The 20,972-nt window shown below is 62.2% G+C and carries 24 protein-coding genes; 14 read left to right on the forward strand and 10 right to left on the reverse strand.

Translation table 11 applies throughout. From position 1 onward, the window contains the following. Positions 1-115: 115 nt before the first annotated feature. From LDJ84_RS18330 to LDJ84_RS18355, 6 genes are read right to left on the reverse strand one after another with little or no spacing between them, the layout of a single operon-like run. On the reverse strand, positions 116-757 hold the full coding sequence (locus tag LDJ84_RS18330) for a c-type cytochrome (RefSeq protein ID WP_226045197.1): 642 nt from the start codon (positions 755-757) through the stop codon (positions 116-118). A gap of 2 nt (positions 758-759) precedes the next feature. Then, positions 760-1,206: a c-type cytochrome gene (locus tag LDJ84_RS18335; protein WP_226045198.1), complete on the reverse strand. Its 447-nt coding sequence runs from the start codon at positions 1,204-1,206 to the stop codon at positions 760-762. Between the two features lie 3 nt (positions 1,207-1,209). Then, positions 1,210-1,746 carry a methylamine dehydrogenase light chain gene (locus tag LDJ84_RS18340; RefSeq protein ID WP_413247464.1) on the reverse strand — a complete coding sequence of 179 codons (537 nt, stop codon included), beginning with the start codon at positions 1,744-1,746 and terminating at the stop codon, positions 1,210-1,212. Between the two features lie 8 nt (positions 1,747-1,754). Continuing rightward, positions 1,755-2,390, reverse strand: a complete 636-nt coding sequence (gene mauD, locus LDJ84_RS18345; RefSeq protein WP_226045200.1) for a methylamine dehydrogenase accessory protein MauD — start codon at positions 2,388-2,390, stop codon at positions 1,755-1,757. Next, a complete protein-coding gene (locus LDJ84_RS18350; RefSeq protein ID WP_226045201.1) occupies positions 2,390-2,926 on the reverse strand; it encodes a MauE/DoxX family redox-associated membrane protein in 537 nt (178 codons plus the stop codon). Before LDJ84_RS18350 ends, mauD begins: the two co-directional genes overlap by 1 nt. Beyond that, positions 2,920-4,215, reverse strand: a complete 1,296-nt coding sequence (locus LDJ84_RS18355) for an amine dehydrogenase large subunit (protein WP_226045202.1) — start codon at positions 4,213-4,215, stop codon at positions 2,920-2,922. The genes LDJ84_RS18350 and LDJ84_RS18355 overlap by 7 nt, the downstream gene beginning before the upstream one ends. A gap of 401 nt (positions 4,216-4,616) precedes the next feature. Here LDJ84_RS18355 and LDJ84_RS18360 point away from each other — a divergent pair, with 401 nt between their 5' ends. Next, complete coding sequence (locus LDJ84_RS18360; RefSeq protein ID WP_084357232.1) at positions 4,617-5,612, forward strand: AraC family transcriptional regulator; 996 nt, start codon at positions 4,617-4,619, stop codon at positions 5,610-5,612. A 184-nt stretch (positions 5,613-5,796) separates the two neighbouring features. Then, positions 5,797-7,167 (forward strand): NAD(P)/FAD-dependent oxidoreductase, encoded by a 1,371-nt coding sequence (locus LDJ84_RS18365; protein WP_226045203.1) that lies wholly within the window; start codon positions 5,797-5,799, stop codon positions 7,165-7,167. Positions 7,168-7,235: 68 nt separating this feature from the next. Here the strand turns inward: LDJ84_RS18365 and LDJ84_RS18370 are convergent, their stop codons facing one another. Continuing rightward, the gene (locus tag LDJ84_RS18370; protein WP_226045204.1) at positions 7,236-7,856 is read right to left on the reverse strand and encodes a tyrosine-type recombinase/integrase; all 621 of its coding nucleotides are present in this window, start codon (positions 7,854-7,856) and stop codon (positions 7,236-7,238) included. 205 nt (positions 7,857-8,061) lie between these two features. Here LDJ84_RS18370 and LDJ84_RS18375 point away from each other — a divergent pair, with 205 nt between their 5' ends. From LDJ84_RS18375 to LDJ84_RS18420, 10 genes are all read left to right on the forward strand, one after another. Beyond that, on the forward strand, positions 8,062-8,739 hold the full coding sequence (locus LDJ84_RS18375; RefSeq protein ID WP_226045205.1) for a thermostable hemolysin: 678 nt from the start codon (positions 8,062-8,064) through the stop codon (positions 8,737-8,739). Beyond that, positions 8,729-10,195, forward strand: coding sequence for an AMP-binding protein (locus LDJ84_RS18380; RefSeq protein WP_226045206.1), 1,467 nt, complete (start codon positions 8,729-8,731; stop codon positions 10,193-10,195). Before LDJ84_RS18375 ends, LDJ84_RS18380 begins: the two co-directional genes overlap by 11 nt. An 8-nt stretch (positions 10,196-10,203) precedes the next feature. Next, complete coding sequence (locus tag LDJ84_RS18385; protein ID WP_226045207.1) at positions 10,204-10,884, forward strand: TenA family transcriptional regulator; 681 nt, start codon at positions 10,204-10,206, stop codon at positions 10,882-10,884. Further along, positions 10,871-11,677 (forward strand): SDR family oxidoreductase, encoded by an 807-nt coding sequence (locus LDJ84_RS18390; protein ID WP_226045208.1) that lies wholly within the window; start codon positions 10,871-10,873, stop codon positions 11,675-11,677. The genes LDJ84_RS18385 and LDJ84_RS18390 overlap by 14 nt, the downstream gene beginning before the upstream one ends. Beyond that, positions 11,674-12,315 carry a tetratricopeptide repeat protein gene (locus LDJ84_RS18395; protein WP_024767067.1) on the forward strand — a complete coding sequence of 214 codons (642 nt, stop codon included), beginning with the start codon at positions 11,674-11,676 and terminating at the stop codon, positions 12,313-12,315. Before LDJ84_RS18390 ends, LDJ84_RS18395 begins: the two co-directional genes overlap by 4 nt. A 2-nt stretch (positions 12,316-12,317) precedes the next feature. Continuing rightward, positions 12,318-12,980: a response regulator transcription factor gene (locus tag LDJ84_RS18400; protein ID WP_024767066.1), complete on the forward strand. Its 663-nt coding sequence runs from the start codon at positions 12,318-12,320 to the stop codon at positions 12,978-12,980. Further along, entirely contained in the window at positions 12,977-14,344 is a 1,368-nt protein-coding gene (locus LDJ84_RS18405) for an ATP-binding protein (protein ID WP_084357236.1), read from the forward strand. The genes LDJ84_RS18400 and LDJ84_RS18405 overlap by 4 nt, the downstream gene beginning before the upstream one ends. A gap of 181 nt (positions 14,345-14,525) precedes the next feature. Then, complete coding sequence (gene fnr / locus LDJ84_RS18410) at positions 14,526-15,275, forward strand: fumarate/nitrate reduction transcriptional regulator Fnr (protein ID WP_084357237.1); 750 nt, start codon at positions 14,526-14,528, stop codon at positions 15,273-15,275. Positions 15,276-15,444: 169 nt separating this feature from the next. Further along, on the forward strand, positions 15,445-16,269 hold the full coding sequence (locus LDJ84_RS18415) for a CHAD domain-containing protein (protein ID WP_226045209.1): 825 nt from the start codon (positions 15,445-15,447) through the stop codon (positions 16,267-16,269). A 141-nt stretch (positions 16,270-16,410) separates the two neighbouring features. Further along, the gene (locus LDJ84_RS18420) at positions 16,411-16,968 is read left to right on the forward strand and encodes a GNAT family N-acetyltransferase (RefSeq protein ID WP_226045210.1); all 558 of its coding nucleotides are present in this window, start codon (positions 16,411-16,413) and stop codon (positions 16,966-16,968) included. A gap of 221 nt (positions 16,969-17,189) precedes the next feature. Here LDJ84_RS18420 and LDJ84_RS18425 read toward each other — a convergent pair whose 3' ends face one another. The 3 genes from LDJ84_RS18425 to LDJ84_RS18435 form a co-directional block, all read right to left on the reverse strand. Continuing rightward, a complete protein-coding gene (locus LDJ84_RS18425; protein WP_226045211.1) occupies positions 17,190-17,429 on the reverse strand; it encodes a hypothetical protein in 240 nt (79 codons plus the stop codon). Positions 17,430-17,438: 9 nt separating this feature from the next. After that, positions 17,439-18,335, reverse strand: a complete 897-nt coding sequence (locus LDJ84_RS18430; protein ID WP_226045212.1) for a universal stress protein — start codon at positions 18,333-18,335, stop codon at positions 17,439-17,441. A gap of 76 nt (positions 18,336-18,411) precedes the next feature. Continuing rightward, positions 18,412-19,131, reverse strand: coding sequence for a hypothetical protein (locus LDJ84_RS18435; protein WP_226045213.1), 720 nt, complete (start codon positions 19,129-19,131; stop codon positions 18,412-18,414). 219 nt (positions 19,132-19,350) lie between these two features. On the opposite strand from LDJ84_RS18435, the gene LDJ84_RS18440 reads away from it, so the two are divergent. Both LDJ84_RS18440 and LDJ84_RS18445 read left to right on the forward strand, forming a co-directional pair. Beyond that, a complete protein-coding gene (locus tag LDJ84_RS18440; protein WP_065085126.1) occupies positions 19,351-19,911 on the forward strand; it encodes an Hsp20/alpha crystallin family protein in 561 nt (186 codons plus the stop codon). Positions 19,912-20,054: 143 nt separating this feature from the next. Next, entirely contained in the window at positions 20,055-20,957 is a 903-nt protein-coding gene (locus tag LDJ84_RS18445) for a universal stress protein (protein WP_226045214.1), read from the forward strand. Positions 20,958-20,972 lie beyond the last annotated feature (15 nt).

Consider the following 20,972-nt stretch of genomic DNA (forward strand, 5'->3'; position numbering starts at 1 on the left):
TTGTGGGAGCACGGTCGCAGCCACTGCGGCCGCCTGTAAGCAAAGCTATAGGGAGCGCTGCGCCTGGAATTGCCAGCAGATGACAGGTGGGTTGGCATCTCGTGCCAATCGATATCTAGTGCTGCGCGCCCACGGGCGCCTGGGCCGAAAGACCGGCGAGGTAATCGATGATTGCCAGGCGGTCCTCGGTACTGCGGATCTGCAGGGCAATGCCACGCATCCAGATACCCAGCTCATCCGCATGCGCCTCCGCGCCGCGCATGCCCTGCGTGTAGTGGGTGAGCTGGCGGTCGAGATAGCTGGCATCAAGGATGCTCAGGTTTGGGGTTTTCAAGTGGGCGAAACCCTCCGCGTTTGGCCCGTGACAGGCGGCGCAGGTGCCCTGGTAGAGGCTTTCACCCCGCGCGTCAGCGACGCTTCCGCTGGCGGCGGCACTCGGCGCAGGCGGCGGCTGTTGCGCAAAGTGCTGCGCAAGGGACTTGAGTTCGGCATCGTCCAGGCCGGCTACCACGGTCCGCATCTGGGCGCCGTGGCCGTCCCCTGGGTCGTAGCCGCGCTGGCCGTGCTTGAACGCTTGCAGCTGCCGCAGCAGGTAATCGGGCTGCTGGCCCGCCAGGCGCGGCGCGCCGAGGGCCGCGTTACCCTGCCCCTGGTTGCCGTGGCAGGCCACGCAGGTTTCGCTACCGGTCACGGTTTCGGCGCGCAGGTGGAAGGTGACGGCCAGCAGGAGCAGGCCGACTGAGATGCATGGCTTCATGATCAGTTTCCTTGGCGTGTCTGTTGCGCTTGTTGCGCGATGCGTTCGATCAGGTCGCGGCGAACCTGCGCGACATCGGCCGGGACGTGCTGCCGCCACTCGTGCAGCTCCGCACCGCTGTAGGGTTTGAAATCGGCGGGCAGTTGCTGTGGGCTGAAGCGCTCCAACATCCAGTTGAGGACGCCGGCTAGTGCATCATCGGACAGCCCAGAGAGCGCAGAGCCCGGCACCTGCACCAGGTATTCGCGCCCGCCCGGCACGCCGAGGAACTTGCCGAGCTGTCCCGGAAAGGCCGGCACCTGGCGCAGCTGGTTGCCGCTGCCATCAGGAAGATGGCAGCCCTGGCAGTTGAGCATGTAGTCCAGTTGCCGCTGCTCGGTAGCCGACAGGTCCTGTGCCCCCGACAGCAGCGCGACGAGGCCGATCAGCAGGGCGGCGCGAGCGACCATGGGTTATTCCTTCACCCCGATCACCACCGACAGCGAGCAGTGATACGGCATGTCGGCCTGGCTGCCGGAGCACCAGTTCAAGTCGTTGGAGCTCTGCGGACGGTACAACGGGCGGTCGCCCTCGTCGCGCTGACACACGCAGCGCCCGCAATTGCTCTTGCCGCAGCAGTCGTTGTAGGAGATCACGTAGTCCTTACCATCGGACGGGTTGCGGCAGGTGCCAATCCACGTGATGTCCGAACGCACCGTCCCCGGCGGGCAGCTATTCACCGTGCCGCCGCAGCAACTGCAAAGGAACCCGTCGATGGCGCAATACCGCCAGTAGTCACAACTGCTCGGGTCACCGCTCTCGGCCAGCGCGGCCGAGCCGTTCCGGGCAGGAGCATTCTGAGCAAAGGCGCTACTGCGAAACACAGGGAGCAATGTGGTGGCGCCGGCCCCCGCCATCAGCGTACCCAAACCGCCAAGGAAACCGCGCCGTGAAGTGCCACGGGCGACTTTGCGAGTCAGTAGTTCGGCGGCCTCATCAAACCAACGGATTGCCATGCTCAGTGCACCTGCTTATAGAGAGGTTGTTCGGCGGCGCGCTGCGCGGCCTCGTAGGCCTGGATCGAGGCAACGCCAAGGTCCTGAGCCTCGAACAGGCTCTCCAGGTGCTCGCGGGTATTGATCAGGCCATGGGTGATCACGATGCCGGCTGCGTCGATCAGCACGCCGTAAGGAAGTTTGCTGATCTGGTAGGCCAGGCCCACTTCCCGCGACAGAAGATAAGGAAACTCCTCCAGACGCTGGGCCGAGATGAACGCGTGATGCGCGACCGCCTCGCCATCGCTTGCCAATACCACCCGCAGGCGCGGGCGCTCTTGTTGTGCAATGGACTTCAGCACCGGCAGGAGCGTCTTGCAGACCGGACAAGTGTCCGAGAGGAAGAACAGCAAGGTCGACCGCCCGGGCCCGTCGCGCCCGCCAAGGCTGACCGAGCCGCCGGTGAGGCTTGGCAGGGTGAACGACGGCGCCGCTTCGCCGGCCTTGATGGCCTTGCCGAGGGACAGGGCACCCACCGGCCGGATGCGTTCATGCAGCAACCCCACCTGCCGCGCCAGGGCGAGCACGGCGAGGATCAGGGCAAGATTAAGCAGCCAGGAAAAGCTGCTGGAGACGATTAATGCGTAGGTCATGTCCATCACGGTTCTCCCACTACAGCACGATTGGAAATTAGCGAGTGGGCCAGCACATAGAGAGCCACGCTGCCGGCCAGGACGAAGATCAGGGTGACGCCGTCGAACCAGGTCAGAGACCGTCCCCCCATGGGCGACAGCAGGTTCAGCGCCGGAATCGCCAACAGCAGATTGCGCAGAACCAGTGCCCTGCCCGGAGGCTGGGAACGCCCGCCGAAGTGACAACCGCAGTCAGCGATGGAGGAGCCACGCTGCGCCACGATGGCCAGCAAGGCGGCATATAGCCCCAGTAGGAAAACAGCGGGTAGCGCAGCATCGGGTTGCCAGGGGCTGGTGAGCACGGCACCGGCGGCCAGTAACTCCAGTAACGGCATCAGACCGGCAACCCATGCGGGAAGCAGGCCGCCCAAGGCGGCGTTGTAATCACCGAAGATCAGCGAGAATTCCCGCCAGTGGCGCAGCTTATGGATGCCAGCACTGCCCAGCAGCAAGGCGAGGCCGGCGGCGCTGGCAAGGTGCAGAACAGGATCGTCGATCACCATGGCGCCACCGCATTGAGGAAGCCCAGGGGTATGTCACCAATTCCGCGCAGGTGCTCGCCGCTATCGGCGTCATACAGATTGATTCCCTGGCGCAACAGCGGCATCAGTCCCTTGTCCCCTTCGGTCAGGTAGATCCAGGCGGTGAACAGGCTCGGCATGGGCACGATCCAGTCGAGACTGTAAAGCCGCGGCTGCTCGCCCTGGCTTACGCCGATGGCGGTGCTCTGCTCCTTTAGCTCGATGCGCGCCAGGCGCTTCTGGGAACGCGTGTCGAACACCCAGACCTCAGTACCGGGCTTCTGGTAGTTCTCGGGTTTGTCCTTGTGCATCAGGACGAACAGCCGGCCACTGCGCTCGTGCAACGCGGTGCCATGATTGCCGGCGACGCCCCAGCCGTCGGCGCGCTCGGAGTCGCTTAGCAGTGACCAGTGCTGCTTTGCCTCGACGCCATCGGCTGTCATGCGCAGCCCGTAGGCATCGTTGTGCTGGGACACGAAATACCAGATGTCGCCCTGGCGCGATGCGGTAGTCAGCAAGGCGTCCTTGACCGGATCAAAGACAGCCGCCGTGCGCTCCTGCAAAGCCACCTGGCCTTGCTCGTCCAGGCGCAGGTGGAAGAAACCACCGTTGCCGCAGATGGAATAGAAGTCTCGTGGCCCGGCCGGATAGATGGATGCGCAACCGGGAATGGCGACTTCGCCAACGAAGCGGTCGTTTTCCAGGTCGACCACCGAAATGGACTGCGCCGGCGTGAAGTTGAGCACCAGGAGAAAGCGCTCATCGTCCGAGAGCACGCTCAGGCCGGTGGAGATCAGCGCGGTCATGCGCTTGGCTGGAATGGCAATCTCGCGTTTGGGGCTGAGCGTCCGCGAATCGTAGACAGTGACCACGTCCGAACGGGTGCCACGCACGCCACGGCTGAAGTAGATCTCGCTGGCGTAAAACTCGTCTCGCTTGTGCGATAGCACTAGGCCGTTGGACCACATGCCGGTGCTCACCTGGCCAAGATTGCGCCCATCGTCGGCGAACAGGTAGGCGCGGCCATCGACCATGTTCGGGGCGTTGCTGCCCCAGATCCAGAACCAGTGCTGGCCCCGGTGATCGGCCAGGGTTTCCACCCGGGCCTGTTCCGGCACGAATTGCGCCAGCGCCGGCACGGCCACGACGGCAAGCCAGAGGCCACAGAGTAGGCCACGCAGGCGTCGCGGGCCGGACGTGGCCGGAACGGGAGATAGCAGAGGAGCGGCGCGCAGATCGGCAGCGCTCCGCCATCGCAGGCTGACTAGCATTTGTTCTTGTTCTCCTGGGATCGGGCATCAGGCGTCCGGGTATCGCCCAGCCCCACTACCGACTGTCGGCGCGTGGCTGGCGAGTTGACCGGATAACTGAACAGGAGCATTCGTCAAAGCAGTGAGCGGCGGCTTGCCAGCAGGTGACAGCACCATTGGCATCTGATGCCAAGCCGGGGAAACCGAGGCGACTCCAGGCGTCCTCTTTCCCGATGCCGGGCTTACCAGTCACACCTTGAAACGATTATCGTAAGGTGGCGAGGAAGCCTCCGGCGGGCCTTGCGCCCTCTCAGCAAAGCGAGGGTGCCGGGCGACCACCGACCGCAGCCGATCACCCCGTTCGGCCGCGGTATTTCAGGAATGGACAGCAGAACCACAAGAACAAGAAGGCGGCGGTGCACATGAAGTTGGTACGTACGGTGGTGTCCGAAAATTTCTTCCGTCGATTCAGGGATAGCTTCGAGCCGTACCTGGACCCGCTGGGAATCGATCGTCGGGTGCTTGAGCGTGCCGACATCGAGATACCCGGTGAGCAATACGTCGCGCTCTGGGAAGCCGCCGCGCAACGCAACCCGAGCATTGGCATCGAGCTCGGCATCCAGACCGAAGGCGACGACTTCGGCGCTCTCGGTCATGCGCTCTTTTGCGCGCCCAGCGTCGAGAAGGCCCTGAAGACCCTACACCAGTTCATCGTGGTCTTCGCGCAGGAATCCAGCTTCGACTTCAAGGTCGAGGCCAACGCCTTGGCCGTGGAGTATCGTGTCACCATCCCCACCATACTCCAGCGCCGGCAGGATGCCGAATTCGCCGTTACATGCGTCCTGCGGATGCTCAACCTCATCACCAGCAGCACCTTGCGCCCCATCCGCCTGGACTTCGAACACGACCGCCCCACCGACCTCTCAGTGCATAAGCAGGTCTTCCGGTGCCCGCTCTACTTCAACCAGCCCACCAACCGAATCCTCCTGCCGCTGGAGACACTGCAACTGCCGGTGGTTCGCGGCAACGAACGGCTGTACATGGCGCTGGAACCCTACCTGGAACGAGAACGCGACGAGCGCGCCGTCTCCGACGAACTGCTTGCCCAGGTGACCCGCATGATCGCCGCAGAGATGAGCAGCGGCGCGCCATCCCTCGACGAGATCTGCGAACAGCTGAACCTCAGCCGGCGCACCCTGCAGCGGCGCCTCAAGGACCATGGCATCGAATACTCCACGCTGGTCGAGGACGTGCGCCGGGAATTGGCCCTGGCATACATCAAGGACTCGGACTACTCCATGACCGAAATATCGCTGCTGGTTGGCTATGCCGAGTCCGGCTCCTTTACCCGCGCGTTCCGCCGCTGGACCGGCCGCTCGCCGCAGCAATACCGCACCGGCAACCGGCCGAGTTCCTAATCTCCGCCCTCTGCAAGATTGGCGCGCGCGGCCCAAATGCTGGCACGCGCTAACAATCCAGCCGCCCCGCCGCCACCTACCCTCGTGGTCATCTTGCCGTAGGCCTGGGCCGTCGAATGTTTCGGCCCGCCCTCGTACGGCACTGCTTTCCCAATCACCAGACCGACAAGAAGAGATTGAGAGCATGACCATCAACAGCACCCCGGCAACGGACAGCAAATCCTTCTGGCAACACGACTTCGGACATTACTCGCCTAACCCTGCACTGAAGGAAAACCTCAAGGTGGATGTGGCGGTCATCGGCGGTGGCTTTACCGGCCTCAACACCGCGTGGCAGTTCAAGAAGGACAATCCCAACGCCCGCGTGGTCGTGCTCGAAGCCAACGTCATCGGCTTTGGCGCCAGCGGCCGTAATGCGGGATTCAGCACCAAGATGTTCGGCCTGGAGCCTGAACTGGTGCTGCTACGCTGGGGCAAGCAGAAAATGGTCGAGGCCCACCGGTACCTGGAAAAAGCCGTTGCCTACACCCGCAGCCTGATCGAAGAGAACGGCCTCGATGCCGATTACCGCCACAACGGACTGGTCCGCATCAGCTACTCGAAGCAGCAGGCGGACCGCCTGAAGAAGAGTTACCAGCTGTTCCAGGAATTGGGCATCGATGACGACATGACCTGGCGCGATCCGGCGCAAGTTCGCCAGGATTTTCATTCCGAACGTTTCCACAGTGCGATCTACGAATCCGGCACCGGCTACCTCAACCCCTGCAAGCAAGTGCGCGCCCTCAAGGTTCTGGCGGAGTCAACCGGAGTGCGCATCCACGAAGCGACCCCCGTGACCCGGATCGAAAGGAACGCCGCCGCGATCACCCTCGACACTCCGGCGGGCATCATCACCTGCGACAAACTCGTGGTGGCGACCAATGCCTACTCAAGGCAGATCCCCGACACCCGCTCCCTGCAAACCCGGCAATTCCCCCTCTGGACCTACCAGGTCGTCACCGAGCCGCTCAGCGAGCTGCAATGGGACAGCATCGGCTGGAGGAACCGCGAATCCTTTGGCGACAACCGCCAGATGCTTCATTACTTCCGCCCCACCGTGGACGGGCGGATCGCCATCGGCGGCGGCGATGCGATCGTCTACCGCTCAGCCCCGATGGAAGAAGTGCCGTCCCCCATGAGCTGGCAGCACTGCGAGGCCCACCTGAAGTGGATCTACCCGCAGCTCAAGAACCTGCGCATCGGCTACCGTTGGGGTGGGCCGGTGTCAGTCACTGCGGACATGGTGCCCGAGATCAGCTTCATAGGTGACGAGCGCGTCATCTATTCCGGTGGCTGCTTTGGACATGGTGTGGCGCTGAGCCACCTCAATGGCCGGACCATCGCGGACCTTCTCAATGGCGAGAAGACCGAGCTGACCGACGTCTGGATTGTGAACCGGAAATCCTATTCCATCGGCAGCGACACGCTCGCCTTCCTTGGTGGCCACGTAGCCCGCCAAGGGCTCAAGGCTTGGGACTGGTGGGAAGAACGTAGCCTGGACGGACGGCCTGCGTAGGGCAGCTATGGGTCGCTAGCTGACTCAAGGAGGCGCCGGCTCGAAACCCGGCGCCAAAGTGGAAAAGGTCAAACCTCGGTCTGCTCCGCCATTTCTAGAGCGTCGTCCACCTCAATCCCGAGGTATCGAACAGTGCTCTCCAGTTTCGTATGGCCTAGCAGCAGTTGAACTGCCCGCAGGTTCTTCGTTCTGCGATAGATCAGCGATGCTTTGGTTCTACGAAGCGTATGGGTTCCGTAAAGCGTGGGGTCGAGACCGATTGTCGTTACCCAAGCTTTCACTATGCGGGCGTACTGCCTCGTGGATATGTGCGCTGAATGTCGAACACGGCTGGGAAAAAGGAAATCGTCGTTGCGACGGCGAGCGGCAAGGATCCAAGCTTCAACTGATGCTCTTATCTGAGCGGTGATTTCGAACTGCACCGGCCGCTGGGTCTTCTGTTGTATGACGATTGCACGCGTCGATACATGATCACCGTGAGCGATGTCTCTGACGCGCAGCTTCGTTAAATCACAGGCTCGTAGCTTGCTGTCGATAGCGAGGTTGAACAGCGCCAGATCACGATCCTTGTTTGCGATTTCCAGCCGCACTCTGATAGCCCAAATGTCCCTGAGTCTCAGTGGTGCTTTCTGGCCGACCAGTTTGCCCTTGTTCCAAGGTTCGTGAGCTTTCTTTGTGGGTGTGGCCATGATTTGTCCTCCACATGAGTGAAGGACTAGGGTGCATCGCGCCTAGTCCCAGTGGCTCTCCGACCAGACTCTATGGCCGGAGATGCTCTTAAAACACTCATGTCGGATATTTCGCTTCCACCGCCGCTGACTCTCAGCGACTTCAGACTACTTTCAGATTCGCCGCTGATACTCCCCTCATCGAACGACCCCTGGGGGGATCACCATGACCCAGCACGAATGGAGCAGCCTGTTTCCATTCCACTTTGGCTCCGTCGCCGAGCGACAAGCTCGACTGACCTTGCGCCGCGAGGGCGACTCCGACCGCGAGGAGCTTGAAACCTTCATCCACGCGCGTTTCGAGTCCATCCACCACGCTGACGTCCACCACTATCTACCGGAGCTCATCGGGCTTCAGGACAGCCACGGGCGCTTGATCGCAGCCGCAGGCATTCGTCCGGCCAGCCACGAGCCGCTGTTTCTTGAGCACTACCTGGACGAGCCGCTGGAGGGCGTTGTGTCGCGGCTTGCAGGTCGTGCCGTCGGGCGTGAGCAGTTGGTCGAGGTAGGCAACCTTGCTGCCCTGAGTGCTGGCAGTGCACGCGTAATCATCACTGCCGTGACCTGGCTGCTGGCTGCGCGCGACCTGCAGTGGGTCGCCTTTACCGGCGCCTCCACTCTGGTCAACAGCTTCCACCGATTGGGATTGGAACCAACCGTCATCGCCGAAGCAGATCCGCGTCGTCTGAATGGCGAACTGGCCAGCTGGGGCAGCTATTACGCACAGCATCCTCTGGTCTACGCAGGAAACATCGGTTACGGCCATGAAGAGCTGGAGCGCGCGGGGGTGTACAAGCGCATGGGTTTCCCGATGCTGCTGCAGGAGGCCGGCCATGCCGCATGAACTGAATGCCTTTCGTGAGGTGCTGCAGGCGCACGCCACGGAGCATGCGTCGAAAGTGGCTGTACGCGGAATCACGGGCAACGTCACTTATGCCCAGCTTCTGGCTGAAGTTGAACGTCGCGAAGCATGGCTGCGAGAGCAACCCGAAGGGCCGTTTGCCCTCGCACTGGAGAACGGCCCCGAAGCGCTCTTTTGGGATCTGGCCGCGCTCTTGGCTGAGCGCCCTTGCGTCATCCTCCCGCCCTTCTTCAGTGCCGCACAGCGCCTGCATTGCTTGATGCAGACCCAGGCGACGCTCGCCGTTGCCAACGACTCCTTCGCAGAAGATCTGCGAGCAGCTGGTTTCACACCAGGCGAGCGTTTCTGGGAGCGGCCGGCCGTTGTCGACGCCGATCTACCTGCAGGCACTGCCAAGATCACCTACACCTCCGGTAGCACTGGGTCGCCCAAGGGCGTATGCCTGAGCGCCGCGTCACTGCTGTGCGTCGCACAGGAGCTCGAAGCAGCGAGCCGTCCAACCGAGCCCAGGAAGTACCTCGCAGTACTTCCGCTGGCCGTCCTGCTGGAGAACCTCGGCATTTATGCTGCCCTACTGGCGGGAGCCGGCATCACGCTCTACCCGCAAGCGCAGATGGGCATCGGTGGCGCCAGTCAGGTCGACTGGAAACGCTTCCTCGGCACCATTGCACTCAGCGGCGCCGAGAGCCTGATTCTGGTACCGCAACTCCTGCTTGGCCTGGTCACCGCCATCGAGCGAGGCATGATGAAAGTCGGCCCCCTGCGTTTCGTCGCAGTAGGTGGTGCCAAAGTCGCGAGCAGCTTGCTGGAGCGCGCCGAAGCAGTGGGGCTTCCGGTCTTCGAAGGCTACGGGCTCTCCGAATGCGCCTCCGTGGTTTGCCTGAACCGCCCTGGTAATCAGCATCCAGGCAGCGTGGGCTGCCCTCTGCCGCACGTCCAGGTGCGTATCGCTGATGACGGGGAAGTGCTGGTTCGCGGTTCCACCCTGCTGGGCTACCTGGGCGAACCTTCTTTCGATGAGGAATGGTGGCCAACCGGCGATCTCGGCCATTTCGACGCTGCTGGCTTCCTCTACCTGGCGGGCCGCAAGAAGAACCAGTTCATCACCAGTTTCGGTCGCAACGTGAATCCCGAGTGGATCGAGGCCGAGCTTTCCCAGACAGGTGTAATCCTCCAGGCCTTCGTTCACGGCGAGGGGCTGCCGCGCAACTTCGCATTGCTCTGGCCCATCGACCCTGGCATCAGCGACGAAGTCATCGAACAGGCCGTGCAGCAATGCAACGCCGGCTTACCCGATTACGCACGGGTTCATGCCTGGAGACGCCTACCCAGCCCCTTTAGCGGTGCTGACGGAACCCTTACCAGTAACGGCCGACCGCGCCGCCAGGAAATCCTCCGTCGCCACCAGCCCCTCATCACTGAACTCTCGCAACCCTGAGGTCTGCCATGAACTTCTTCGACTCTCTCCAATCAGCCACCACTCAGGAACGCCAGGCACTTTTCAGCGCCCCTGTCATTCGTGATGCCCTGGGTGGCGTTGTCAGCCTGGAGGGTTACATCGCCTTCCTCACTCAGGCCTATCACCACGTTCGCCATACTGTGCCACTGATGATGGCGTGCGGCGCTCGTCTGCCCAGCCGACTTGAATGGTTGCGCGGTGCAGTCTGCGAATACATCGAGGAGGAGTACGGCCACGAGCAGTGGATTCTCAATGACATCGCAGCCTGCGGAGGCGACCCGGAGCAGGTACGTAACAGCCGCCCCAGCCTACCGATCGAGCTGATGGTGGCCTTCCTCTATGACCTGATCGCCCGCGACAATCCTGTCGGCCTGTTCGGTATGGTCAATGTCCTCGAAGGTACCAGTATCGCCCTCGCTACCCAGGCCGCCGGCAGCATTCAGCAAGGACTTGGTCTACCGCCGACGGCATTCAGCTACCTGAGCTCCCACGGCGCGCTCGACCAGGATCACATGGCAACCTATCGCGAGCTGATGAACCGCCTGGATCGTCCGGAAGATCAAGAGGCGGTGATTCATTCCGCCAAGGTCGTCTACCAGCTGTACACCGATATGTTCCAAGGCCTACCGCGAGCCCACCAGCCAGAGGTGCAGCATGCGCTTGCGTGAATCGGTGGTGGTATTGACCGGTGCCAGCGGCGGCATTGGGCTGGAACTGGCCAGCCAGCTGTGTGCTGGTGGCGCCCGAGTACTGGCAATCAGCCGGCACCTTGGCGGTCTGGCGGTGCTCATGAACCGTTATCCCAATCAGTTGCGCTGGCACTCTGCCGATCTTCGTACCAGGAGTGGCCGGCAGGAGGTAGCCACCGCTGCCTGGGCCATGGGCGGCGTGAACGTGCTGATCAACGCCGCAGGCGTGAACCGCTTCGCCCTGCTTGAGCAGATCGATGAGGACACGCTGGACGACCTGCTGGATCTCAACATCAAGGCCCCCCTGCAGCTGACCCGCCTGCTGCTGCCATTGTTGCGCGAGCAGCCTCATGCCTTGGTGGTGAACGTCGGTTCCATCTATGGCTCCATCGGCTATCCCGGCTACGCGACCTATAGCGCCAGTAAGTTCGCCTTGCGCGGATTCTCCGAGGCGCTTCGACGCGAATTGGCCGATACCACGGTCGACGTACTCTACGCGGCACCTCGTGCCACCCGTACATCGATGAACACTTCAGCCGCCACCGCGCTCAACCAAGCGCTGAAAGTAGGGATGGATGATCCGGTCGATGTCGCGCGGGCAGTGCTTGACGCGGTGCAACACCAGCGCAACGAGCTGTACCTGGGATGGCCTGAAAAACTCTTCGTGCGGCTCAACGGCATGCTGCCCGGCGTGGTCGACCGCGCATTGCGCAAGCAGCTCCCACTGATCCGCCGTTACAGCGATGCCAACGCCAAGGAGCACAGCAAATGAAACGCCTGATACTCGCCAGCCTCATTGCCTTCTCCCCACTGACCTGGGCGCTCGATCAGACTGGCAACCAGCACCTCAGCGCGATCCAGCAACGTTGGGCGCAAATCCAGTACCAGATGCCTGAGGCGCAACGCGCAGCCGCTTTCGAAAAGCTGGCGGGCGACGCGGAGACCTTTACCCGCGAGCAGCCCCAGGCTGCGGAAGCTTGGATCTGGAATGGAATCGTGACTAGCAGTTGGGCCGGTGCCACGGGCGGGCTTGGTGCGCTTGGTAAGGTCAAGGCTGCCCGGGCCAGCCTGGAGAAGGCCCTGGCTCTCGACCCAAACGCTCTGCAGGGGTCGGCTTACACCAGCCTCGGCGCACTGTATGACCGAGTGCCTGGCTGGCCCATCGGATTCGGTGACTCGGACAAGGCAGATGAGCTGCTGCGCAAGGCGCTGCAGTTGAATCCGGAAGGCATCGACAGCAATTACTTCTGGGGTGACCATCTCTATCGCCAAGGGCATTACGTCGAAGCGCGTGCGGCTTTGCAGAAAGCACTGCAGGCACAGCCACGGCCCGGCCGTGAGCTGGCCGACCAGGGCCGACGCGGCGAAATCAATGCTTTACTCAAGACGATCAAGGACAAGCAGGACTGAGCATGCGGTTGCTGGTAGTCGAAGACGATCCCGCTCTGGGGGAAGGTATCTGCAACGGATTGCGCCAGGAGGGTTACACCATCGACTGGCTGCAGGACGGGGTGAGTGCATTGCACGCCTTGCAGCAGGAGACCTTCGATCTGGTCGTGCTGGATCTGGGACTTCCGCGCCTGGATGGCATCGAGGTGCTGCGCCGGTTGCGTGCTGGGGGCGATGCGGTGCCCGTGCTGATCCTGACAGCCCGTGACGCGACCGATGATCGCATCGCCGGTCTCGATGCCGGCGCCGACGACTACCTGGTCAAACCGTTCGACCTCAACGAGCTGAAAGCTCGCCTGCGTGCGCTACTGCGTCGCAGCGCCGGTCGCGCCAAGGTGCTGATCGAGCATGCCGGGGTGACACTCGACCCGGCCACTCGGCAAGTCAGCTACCAGGGGCATCCAGTCGTGCTGACCCCGAAAGAGTACCGGTTGCTCCATGAACTGCTGTCCCAACCCGGCAAGGTCTTCACCCGCGAGCGGCTCACTCAGCTCCTTTACGGCTGGGATGAAGAGCCCGAGAGCAACACGCTGGAAGTGAATGTCTATCACCTGCGCAAGAAACTCTTCAACGATCTGATCCGCACCGTTCGCGGCATTGGCTATCTGGTGGAAGGCAAAGCATGAGTTCGTTGCGCCAACGCACGCTCTGGCGAGTAATGCTGCTATTGCTGGTCGGTACCAGCCTGCTTGCGCTCTACAACTATCACGACAGCAGCCACGAGATCGACGAGATCTACGACGCCCATCTGGCGCAGAACGCGCGCCTCCTGCAAGGCGTCATGAGCATGCCGCTAGGCGACAAGGATCGCCATGCGTTGTACCTGGCATTCAATGAAGCATTGAGTCAGGCGGGCAAGCATCGCATCGGTCACCCCTACGAGAGCAAACTCGCCTTCCAGGTGTGGCGCATCAACGGTGAAGTCCTGGTACATACAGTCAGCGCCCCAAGCTTCACTCGTCCGCTGACCGAGCCCGGCTTTTCCAACATCATGGTGGGGGAGCAGCAATGGCGCAGCTTCGTGCTTCCCGTGCCAGAGCGCCAGTTGGTGATCTGGGTCGGTGAGCGCAACGATGTGCGCAACGATCTGATCGGCCGCATCGTCCGCCACACCTTATTTCCCTTCCTGATCGGTAGCCTCGCGTTAGCGTTGCTGGTATGGCTGGCCATCGGCTGGGGGCTGCAACCGTTGCAGAACATGGCACGCGTCATCCGAGCGCGGCATGCAGAGTCACTGGAGCCACTGCAGCTGGTACCCCTACCTCGAGAGCTCGAACCCATGCAGGCGGCGCTCAACCGGCTGCTGGGGCAGATTGATGAGCTGCTGCGCCGTGAACATCGATTTATCGCCGACGCCGCCCATGAGATGCGTACGCCCCTGGCAATCCTTCGGCTGCATGCGCAGAACGCGCTTGAGGCCAGGAGCGATGTTGAGCGAGATAAAGCCTTGGAGTTTCTGGTTGGTGGTGTGGATCGTCTCAGTCGAGTGGTAAACCAGCTACTGACCATGGCGAGAATCGAGCCGCGACTCGGGCAACGCAACTGGGTGACGGTCGATGTCGCTGCAGTGGCGACGGAGACATTGGCGGAGATGACACCCTGGATTTTGGATCAAGGCCAGGAACCGTCTCTGGAAATCACCGAGGGCGACTATCAGCTTCAAAGTGATGCAGGCGCTTTGGGCATTGCTCTGCAGAACCTGGTCGCAAACGCAGTAAATCACTCACCAGCTGGCGGTCGAGTCAACGTCACGCTACACCGTGAAGGCAACGCCATCGTACTGAACGTGGAAGATCAGGGGCCTGGCATCGACCAGGAAGACCTGGAGCGTGTCTTCGAACGCTTCTACAGCAAAGGATCCGAGAACGGCGCCGGACTGGGCCTGTCCATTGTTGGGATGATCATGGAACGGCTTGGAGGCAGCGTACAGTTGAGCAATCTCCCCTCCGGTGGACTTCGCGCAACGTTGAGGGTCATTCCTGCCTCCTGAGCGCTGATGTCCGCTACGGATCGGAATCGGACAGTCTCGCTGTAGCGGCTTCTGCCTAGGCAGTTCACCTTCACTACCGACACTATTCTGAAGCCAAACCACCTCCGTTTGTCGAAGGCTGCCTGGCCACGAAGCGAAACGGCTAGAATGGCTAGAACGCCCGTATGCCTGGGCTTACGTGATGACTGACAGTCAACGCCCATCCCAGCTCTTCCAGGTCAGTTGCCTTGCCTGTTCGCTGAGCCGCCTTTGCCTTCCCGCCAGCCTGACCGAAGGTGAGGTTGCGGAGCTGGACCGCATAGTTCGCCGCAACCGGCCGCTGCACAAAGGGGAGTACCTATTTCGAGCCGGCGAACCGATGCGGCAGGTATTCGCCTTGCGTTCGGGAGCGCTGAAGACCTACCTGCTTGAGTCCAATGGTGATCAGCAGGTGACCGGCTTTGTCCTGCCCGGCGAAATGATTGGGCTGGATGCAATTGGGGCGCCGTCCTTCCGAGGGTTCGCGGTGGCTCTGGAGACTTCGCTGGTATGCGCCATCGACCTGGAGCAATTGGAGGACCTCTCCGGACGCATTCCCGGGCTGCGCCACCAATTACTGCATATCCTCAGTCAGGGTATCCACGGCGAGCACGAACACATTCGCTGCAACCGCGAGCGTGCCGAGCAGCGGCTGGCCCAGTTTCTGCTGAGCCTGTCGGCGCGCTACCAGCAGCGCGGACTGTGCCAGGACCGTTTCACGCTGTGCATGACGCGTGGTGATATCGGCAACTACCTCGATCTGACCCTGGAAACCATCAGCCGGTTGTTCACTCGCTTCGTGCAGACGGGCCTGATCGCATGCGAGGGTCGGGAGGTGCATTTGCTCAACCACCAAGAGCTTTGCCGATTGAGCGGGATCGAGGGGCAAGGTGCCGCAAGCGAAAATCGCTGAGTCTGCCCGCCTGGAGTTGCCCTCTTCAGCCGCCAGAACGCCTGTTTGATTCGCATCAAAGCGCCGCGGCCTTCCCCGGCGGAGGCTGCTCCGAGCGTGCCAGTTGGTGCTGGCGCCGCCGGAGGTCACCATGCGCCCAGACAGAGCGTTCCCCCTAGCACCATCCCGTATGCCAGCCAGCAGCACCGACTTTCTGATTGCCCGGCTCATCGGGTTACAAGTGGATTATCTGTACACCGCACAATGCATCGAGAGCGCCAGTGACGGTGAGGCGCTGCACGACCTGCGCATCACGCTGCGAGGTGTGCGCAGTCTGCTGCGTCCACTGCGCCAGTGGCCGGAGCTGGCGGTCCTGGATCAGGCCGCCGCGGCGCTGCTGACGAGCACCAGTGACTTACGGGATGCCCAGGTACTAGCTCAGGAACTGGAGCGACTGGGCTGGCAGGCAGAAGCCAGCAGACGCCGGGCGCATGTGGAACAGAACGTTCGGCTGTGTTTGCGCAAGCCAATTGCCAAACGAGTGCTCGGTGAGCTGGAGCGTTGGCCCGCCGCGTTTCGCAAGATCCGCTCCGGCAGCGATCTCAAGAACATTCGCAAGCTCCTCAGGCGACGGGCGAAGCGCGATCTGGTGCAGCTTCGCGAGGTGCTGGAAAAATCCCACGATAGTCCCCACGACTGGCACGCCATTCGTCTGCGCATCAAGCGCGTGCGCTACCTGTGCGAGAGCTATGCCAACTGGGTCAGGCCAGACGACGCGCTGCTGGACGCTCTCAAGCGCGCCCAGTCAATTCTGGGCAATGAACATGACCTGAGTCTGTGGTGCGCCAGCAGCGACAAGGACCGGTCGCTTCGCCCACTGCTCAACGGGTGGATTTCAGCCAGGACTGAAGCCCAGCACGAGGTGCAGACGGTTTTGGCGGCGCTGCTGGAACGGCTGACAACTTCCAGAAAGGAGAGAAAACACGTCCCACCGCTGAAGCCGGTGAAAGGTTGACGAGCCCTCTGCGGCGGCCGGTTGGCAGCCGGAGGCGATGAGATTACCGCCATTTGATCACGATCAAATTCACCCAACCTTCGCGGCGTACAAGTGAGTCAGGGGCTTACCCGCATATCGGCACTGCGCCAGGAGGTATTCATGTCCAGCCACTCCCAAGCCAAAGACGGCGGTCTCGATGAACACTGGGTCGAGGCCTTACCGGATGGAACCCACGTACTGATCCGCCCGTTGCGGCCGGAGGATCGCCAGCGTGAAGCGGATTTCATCGCGCACTTGTCGCCCGAAGCGCGTCACTTCCGTTTTCTCTGCACCATGAAAGAAGTCAGCCCCTCGTTGCTGAACCAATTGATGGCGGTGGATTTCAAGGATAGCGTCGCCTACGCGGCCCTGACGCACCAGGATGGGGAACTAGTAGAAATCGGCATCAGCCGGTACGCACGTTGCGCCCATTCCCACCAGTGCGAATGTGCGGTCACCGTGGCGGATGCCTGGCGTCATCGCGGGCTGGCCGTGGCGCTGATGCGCCATCTGATCGAAACGGCCAGGCAGCAAGGGCTACAGCAGATGTATTCGGTAGACGCAGCAGCCAACAGCGCGATGCACGAACTGGCGCACTTCCTAGGCTTCACCAGCCGCCAGGACCCAATGGATTCCACCCAGACCATTCACACCCTGCAACTGCAGCCGGCGCCGTGAGGCGGGGAGGCAACAATGCGCACGCAACTTCTCTGCACCAGCGACGGCCGCTGCTACGTCCAACTCGATCAATACCGGGTGCCTTTTGCCAATGAGCGTCAGGCCCGAGACTATCTGGAGCAACTGCATCAGCGCCTTACGGCGCCACATGCATGGCCCCAGGTGCAACGCTCGGACCCTGAACGCCGGCGCGCCGGCTGAGCATGCTCACCGGGCCGCTGTCATGGACGCTGAGCCATGGGCCCGTCCTTTGCTGGGGATTCGACCCAGAGCGAGCGAAGGTCGCAGATGATGTGGGACGGTTCGCCGATCGATACCAGACACACTCGGTTTTCCCAGCGATCCCAGAGAAACACGTACTGACTGTCGCCACCGGCAGGCGTATAGCGCAACGCAATCCAGGCGACGCAAGCAATCGCCCAGACGGTGAACAGCGCGACGAGAAACGCCAGCACTTTCATGATCCAGCCTCAGGGTCGAACAGCCAGGATGCCGGAGTTCACCCGGTACAGCGCCTGCTCCGTGGTACTGCCGATGACTTTCGCCAGCCCGGCGTGATAGAGCGTGCCCATGACGACGACATCCATGTGCTGTTGCTCAGCGAACTCGGCGATCACCCGCGTGGCGCTGCCTTTGACGAAATGCTGGCATAGCCGCCCCACATTGAACTGGCTACCGATGCGCTCCATCTGCTGGCGCGAGCGTCCTGCGGCCAGCTCCGCGACCTCCGGCGTCCAGGCCACCGGTCCGGCTGCATAGGCCAGGAAGCCGGCGCTGACGTCGTAAGCCTGCAGCAAGTGAAGCTCGGCATCGCATTGACCTGCGAACTGTTGTGCCATTTCGACGATACGCTGGTTCAACTGGTCGACCTCCGGATCATCCTGGGAGAGATCAATGGCGGCGACCACCTTGCACGGCAGAGGATGAGTGGCCTGGCTGACCAGGTGGAGCGGCACAGGCGACTGGCGCAGAAGCTGCCAATCCAGCGGATGAGTCAGCGCACGGCTCAGCGCGGGCTCATAGCGCGTGTCCTTGAGCAGCAGATCGATGTGATGCCGCCGGACCAACGCAATGATGTCCTCCAGTGCGTCGTCACTCCAGACGGCCTCGGCGCTGGCATCAATCCCATGACCACGCAACAGCTCCAACTGATCGTCGAGCCAGATGCGCTGACGCTCCTGGATCTCTTCGCGAACTCTCTGCCGGGCGTTGTAATCGAGCACCGACAGACCAGTTGGCAGGCTTCCCAACACTACGATGTGCAGGCGCGCATCGAAGGCGCCCGCCAGTGCCTGAGCGCGGGCCAGCGCCGGGGAATAGTGGAGATCAGGGTCGCAGATCAGCAGCAGGCGAGCATAGGCGTTCATGAGGCCTCCGGCGCATAGCGGTTGGACGTGTCGCTATGAGCCTGTGCTTGCCCAGGATGTCGTACTTTGATGCCGATCAAATGCGTCCGCTCAAGCGATCGAAGCGCAGTACCGGGCCGTCTGCAGCTGACAGGGACGTGCTTCCCGCTCCCGGCAGCACGCACTCGGCCCGTACCCAGATTCGATACGCCGGGACGCCATGCCATAGACAAAGACGGGCGGCCTTCAGCGCCAGCGGCGCAGGCGCGGAGCAGTAGACCAGGTCGGGCAACTGCCGGCTCAGCTGCGCTCTCAACCGCTCCAGAGGGCAATCCTCGACTGGCGAGGTCAGCAACCCCAGCGAATGCAGCCAGCGGCGGCAATCGTCGGGCAGGCACGCCTGGCTGGATGCGTCCTCAACCAGCACCAGTTGTACCCAGGGCAGCCAGCAGGCGAACTCGTCGATGGCGGCTGCCACGGCCAGGATTCCAGCATTGCAGGCAAAAACCAGCAGGCGGGAAACGCCAAACGGCAACGGCCAGCCCACCCCCAGTGGGCCGCGATAAAGCAACGGGCCATCCGTGCACAGCGGCACTTCGCGCCGGCTGGCCGCCAGGATGCAGAGACGATCACGCCCCGGCAGACTGACGTAGTTGAAGGCCCTGGCAGCTTGTACACGATCATCCAGCAAGCAGTACTGGCCAGGAATGATCGACTGTGTTTCGTCATCGTCCAGCTTCACACGCAGGCATTGCGTCGAGTCCGAGATGGATAGCTCCTCCAGCACCCGCGCGCGGCCAATCGTCTGCCATTCCATGCCGCGCCTCCACGGCAACCGCCGGCAGGGTACGCCGGCTTTGACTCAGGCTAAGAAGCCGCAGGCCAATCACCTTGATCGCCATCAAGTTACGTCCGGGAAAATCAATGTGACCGCCGGAGCGGTATTTGATCGGCATCAAAGTCGGACGGTATCAGGGTCGCAGAATCGAACGGCCTCGCCAGTGAGGCGATCCTTTTTCCTGCGGAGGAATTCATCATGTCCGAGCCCGCTAAAAAAGTACTTGTCAGCACCGTTCCCCAACAACCGACAAAGCCTTCGGAGTCGCCCGCCAACCCGTTCCACCCGTGGCGTCCTTTCGATAGTCTGCGCCGCCAGATCGACAGCCTCTTCGACGACTTCGGCCGCGCGCCGCTAAGGCTCCCCTTCAGCCACAGTCCGTTCGATGCCGACCAGTTCTGGCGCCGCGAACCTTTCTCCCATGGCCTACCCGCAGTGGACGTCAGCGAGCAGGCGGATGAGTTCCGAATCAACGCCGAGTTGCCCGGCATGGACGAGAAGGACATCGAGGTCAAGCTGGCCAACGGCAGCCTCATCATCAAGGGCGAGAAGAAGGAAGAGAAGAACGAAACCCGCAAGGAATACCACCTCTCGGAACGCCGCTACGGAAGTTTCGAGCGAGTGTTCCGCCTCCCCCGCGAAGTGGACCCCGAGAAGATCCAGGCACGCTTCAGCAAGGGCGTATTGCAGGTTCAGTTGCCCAAGCGGGCGGAAGCAGTGCATCCGGAGAAGATCATTCCGGTCAAGACCGCCAAGTGATGCGTTGGCGCTCCCGCCGGGAGCGCCCTCTCCCTGACGGCATGAGAACCAGGGCGATACCACCCCATTCAGGGTGGGGCTGCGCAGCGACGGTGCTGGTCTCCGCCGCTCGATCCTGCCCGTTCATGCTTGCGAGGTGCACCATGAGCCAGATCCAGAAACTGCTGCTGATCGCCCATCCCGACCGTCACGATACCCCGGCTTTGCAGCGTGCCACCGCCCTGGCAGGGCAATGCGGGGCCAGCCTGCATGTCATTGCCTGCGTGGAGCCGTTCGCCACCTTCAGTCTGCTGGCCCGGCACGTACAGAACGATGCGCGCGAGAACATGCTGAGAGCCCAGCGCGAGCGTTGGGAAAACGAATGCCGTTTACAACGTGGTCGCGGCGTGGGCGTGGAGATGACTTCGTCCGTCCTGTGGACGACCGATCTGCGTACCGATCTGCTACAGGCCATCGGCGAACTGCAGCCGGACCTGGTGATCAAGGACATCCAGCATGAGTCTGCTTTCAAGCGCTCCTTCGCTACTCCACTGGACTGGTTCCTGTTACGCGAGTGCCAGCAACCGCTGCACCTGGTGCACAGCGCGCAGCATCCCCTGCCCCGGCGCATCGTTGCGGCGGTCGACCCGGCAGATCCACGAACCCTGATCAACGGTATCAACGATCGCATCATTGCGGCGGCCAATGGCCTGGCGCTGCAATGCAACGCACAACTGCACCTGCTGTACATCTATGACTGCATGCCCGCCTACATGGCCAACCGTGCGGAAGGCGCGGTGGCCTGGGTCGACCTGGTGGAGGACATACGCGCCTCCCTGCACCAGGCCTTCGTCCGCCTGGCGGACGATCATGGCGTGCCGCAGGAGCGACGCCACTTTCTGATGGGGACGCCACTGCGCGGAGTTTCACGCTTCGCCCAGGAGCACGAGATGGATGTGGTCGTGATGGGCCGAGTGCACCGCACCGGCGTAGAGCGATTGATTGGCAGCACCACGGAGCATGTCCTCGACCAGATTCCAGGCAGCGTGCTGGCCGTGGGGGCATGACAAGACATCGAGGAT

Source organism: Pseudomonas sp. HS-18 (assembly GCF_020401845.1).
Lineage (GTDB): Bacteria > Pseudomonadota > Gammaproteobacteria > Pseudomonadales > Pseudomonadaceae > Pseudomonas > Pseudomonas nitroreducens.

Coding starts and splice junctions, on each gene's coding strand:
- LDJ84_RS18330 (WP_226045197.1), bottom strand. CDS start 757: ATGAAGCCATGCATCTCAGTCGGCCTGCTCCTGCTGGCCGTCACCTTC.
- LDJ84_RS18335 (WP_226045198.1), bottom strand. CDS start 1,206: ATGGTCGCTCGCGCCGCCCTGCTGATCGGCCTCGTCGCGCTGCTGTCG.
- mauD (WP_226045200.1), bottom strand. CDS start 2,390: ATGGACATGACCTACGCATTAATCGTCTCCAGCAGCTTTTCCTGGCTG.
- LDJ84_RS18350 (WP_226045201.1), bottom strand. CDS start 2,926: ATGGTGATCGACGATCCTGTTCTGCACCTTGCCAGCGCCGCCGGCCTC.
- LDJ84_RS18355 (WP_226045202.1), bottom strand. CDS start 4,215: ATGCTAGTCAGCCTGCGATGGCGGAGCGCTGCCGATCTGCGCGCCGCT.
- LDJ84_RS18360 (WP_084357232.1), top strand. CDS start 4,617: ATGAAGTTGGTACGTACGGTGGTGTCCGAAAATTTCTTCCGTCGATTC.
- LDJ84_RS18365 (WP_226045203.1), top strand. CDS start 5,797: ATGACCATCAACAGCACCCCGGCAACGGACAGCAAATCCTTCTGGCAA.
- LDJ84_RS18370 (WP_226045204.1), bottom strand. CDS start 7,856: ATGGCCACACCCACAAAGAAAGCTCACGAACCTTGGAACAAGGGCAAA.
- LDJ84_RS18375 (WP_226045205.1), top strand. CDS start 8,062: ATGACCCAGCACGAATGGAGCAGCCTGTTTCCATTCCACTTTGGCTCC.
- LDJ84_RS18380 (WP_226045206.1), top strand. CDS start 8,729: ATGCCGCATGAACTGAATGCCTTTCGTGAGGTGCTGCAGGCGCACGCC.
- LDJ84_RS18385 (WP_226045207.1), top strand. CDS start 10,204: ATGAACTTCTTCGACTCTCTCCAATCAGCCACCACTCAGGAACGCCAG.
- LDJ84_RS18390 (WP_226045208.1), top strand. CDS start 10,871: ATGCGCTTGCGTGAATCGGTGGTGGTATTGACCGGTGCCAGCGGCGGC.
- LDJ84_RS18395 (WP_024767067.1), top strand. CDS start 11,674: ATGAAACGCCTGATACTCGCCAGCCTCATTGCCTTCTCCCCACTGACC.
- LDJ84_RS18400 (WP_024767066.1), top strand. CDS start 12,318: ATGCGGTTGCTGGTAGTCGAAGACGATCCCGCTCTGGGGGAAGGTATC.
- LDJ84_RS18405 (WP_084357236.1), top strand. CDS start 12,977: ATGAGTTCGTTGCGCCAACGCACGCTCTGGCGAGTAATGCTGCTATTG.
- fnr (WP_084357237.1), top strand. CDS start 14,526: ATGACTGACAGTCAACGCCCATCCCAGCTCTTCCAGGTCAGTTGCCTT.
- LDJ84_RS18415 (WP_226045209.1), top strand. CDS start 15,445: ATGCCAGCCAGCAGCACCGACTTTCTGATTGCCCGGCTCATCGGGTTA.
- LDJ84_RS18420 (WP_226045210.1), top strand. CDS start 16,411: ATGTCCAGCCACTCCCAAGCCAAAGACGGCGGTCTCGATGAACACTGG.
- LDJ84_RS18425 (WP_226045211.1), bottom strand. CDS start 17,429: ATGAAAGTGCTGGCGTTTCTCGTCGCGCTGTTCACCGTCTGGGCGATT.
- LDJ84_RS18430 (WP_226045212.1), bottom strand. CDS start 18,335: ATGAACGCCTATGCTCGCCTGCTGCTGATCTGCGACCCTGATCTCCAC.
- LDJ84_RS18435 (WP_226045213.1), bottom strand. CDS start 19,131: ATGGAATGGCAGACGATTGGCCGCGCGCGGGTGCTGGAGGAGCTATCC.
- LDJ84_RS18440 (WP_065085126.1), top strand. CDS start 19,351: ATGTCCGAGCCCGCTAAAAAAGTACTTGTCAGCACCGTTCCCCAACAA.
- LDJ84_RS18445 (WP_226045214.1), top strand. CDS start 20,055: ATGAGCCAGATCCAGAAACTGCTGCTGATCGCCCATCCCGACCGTCAC.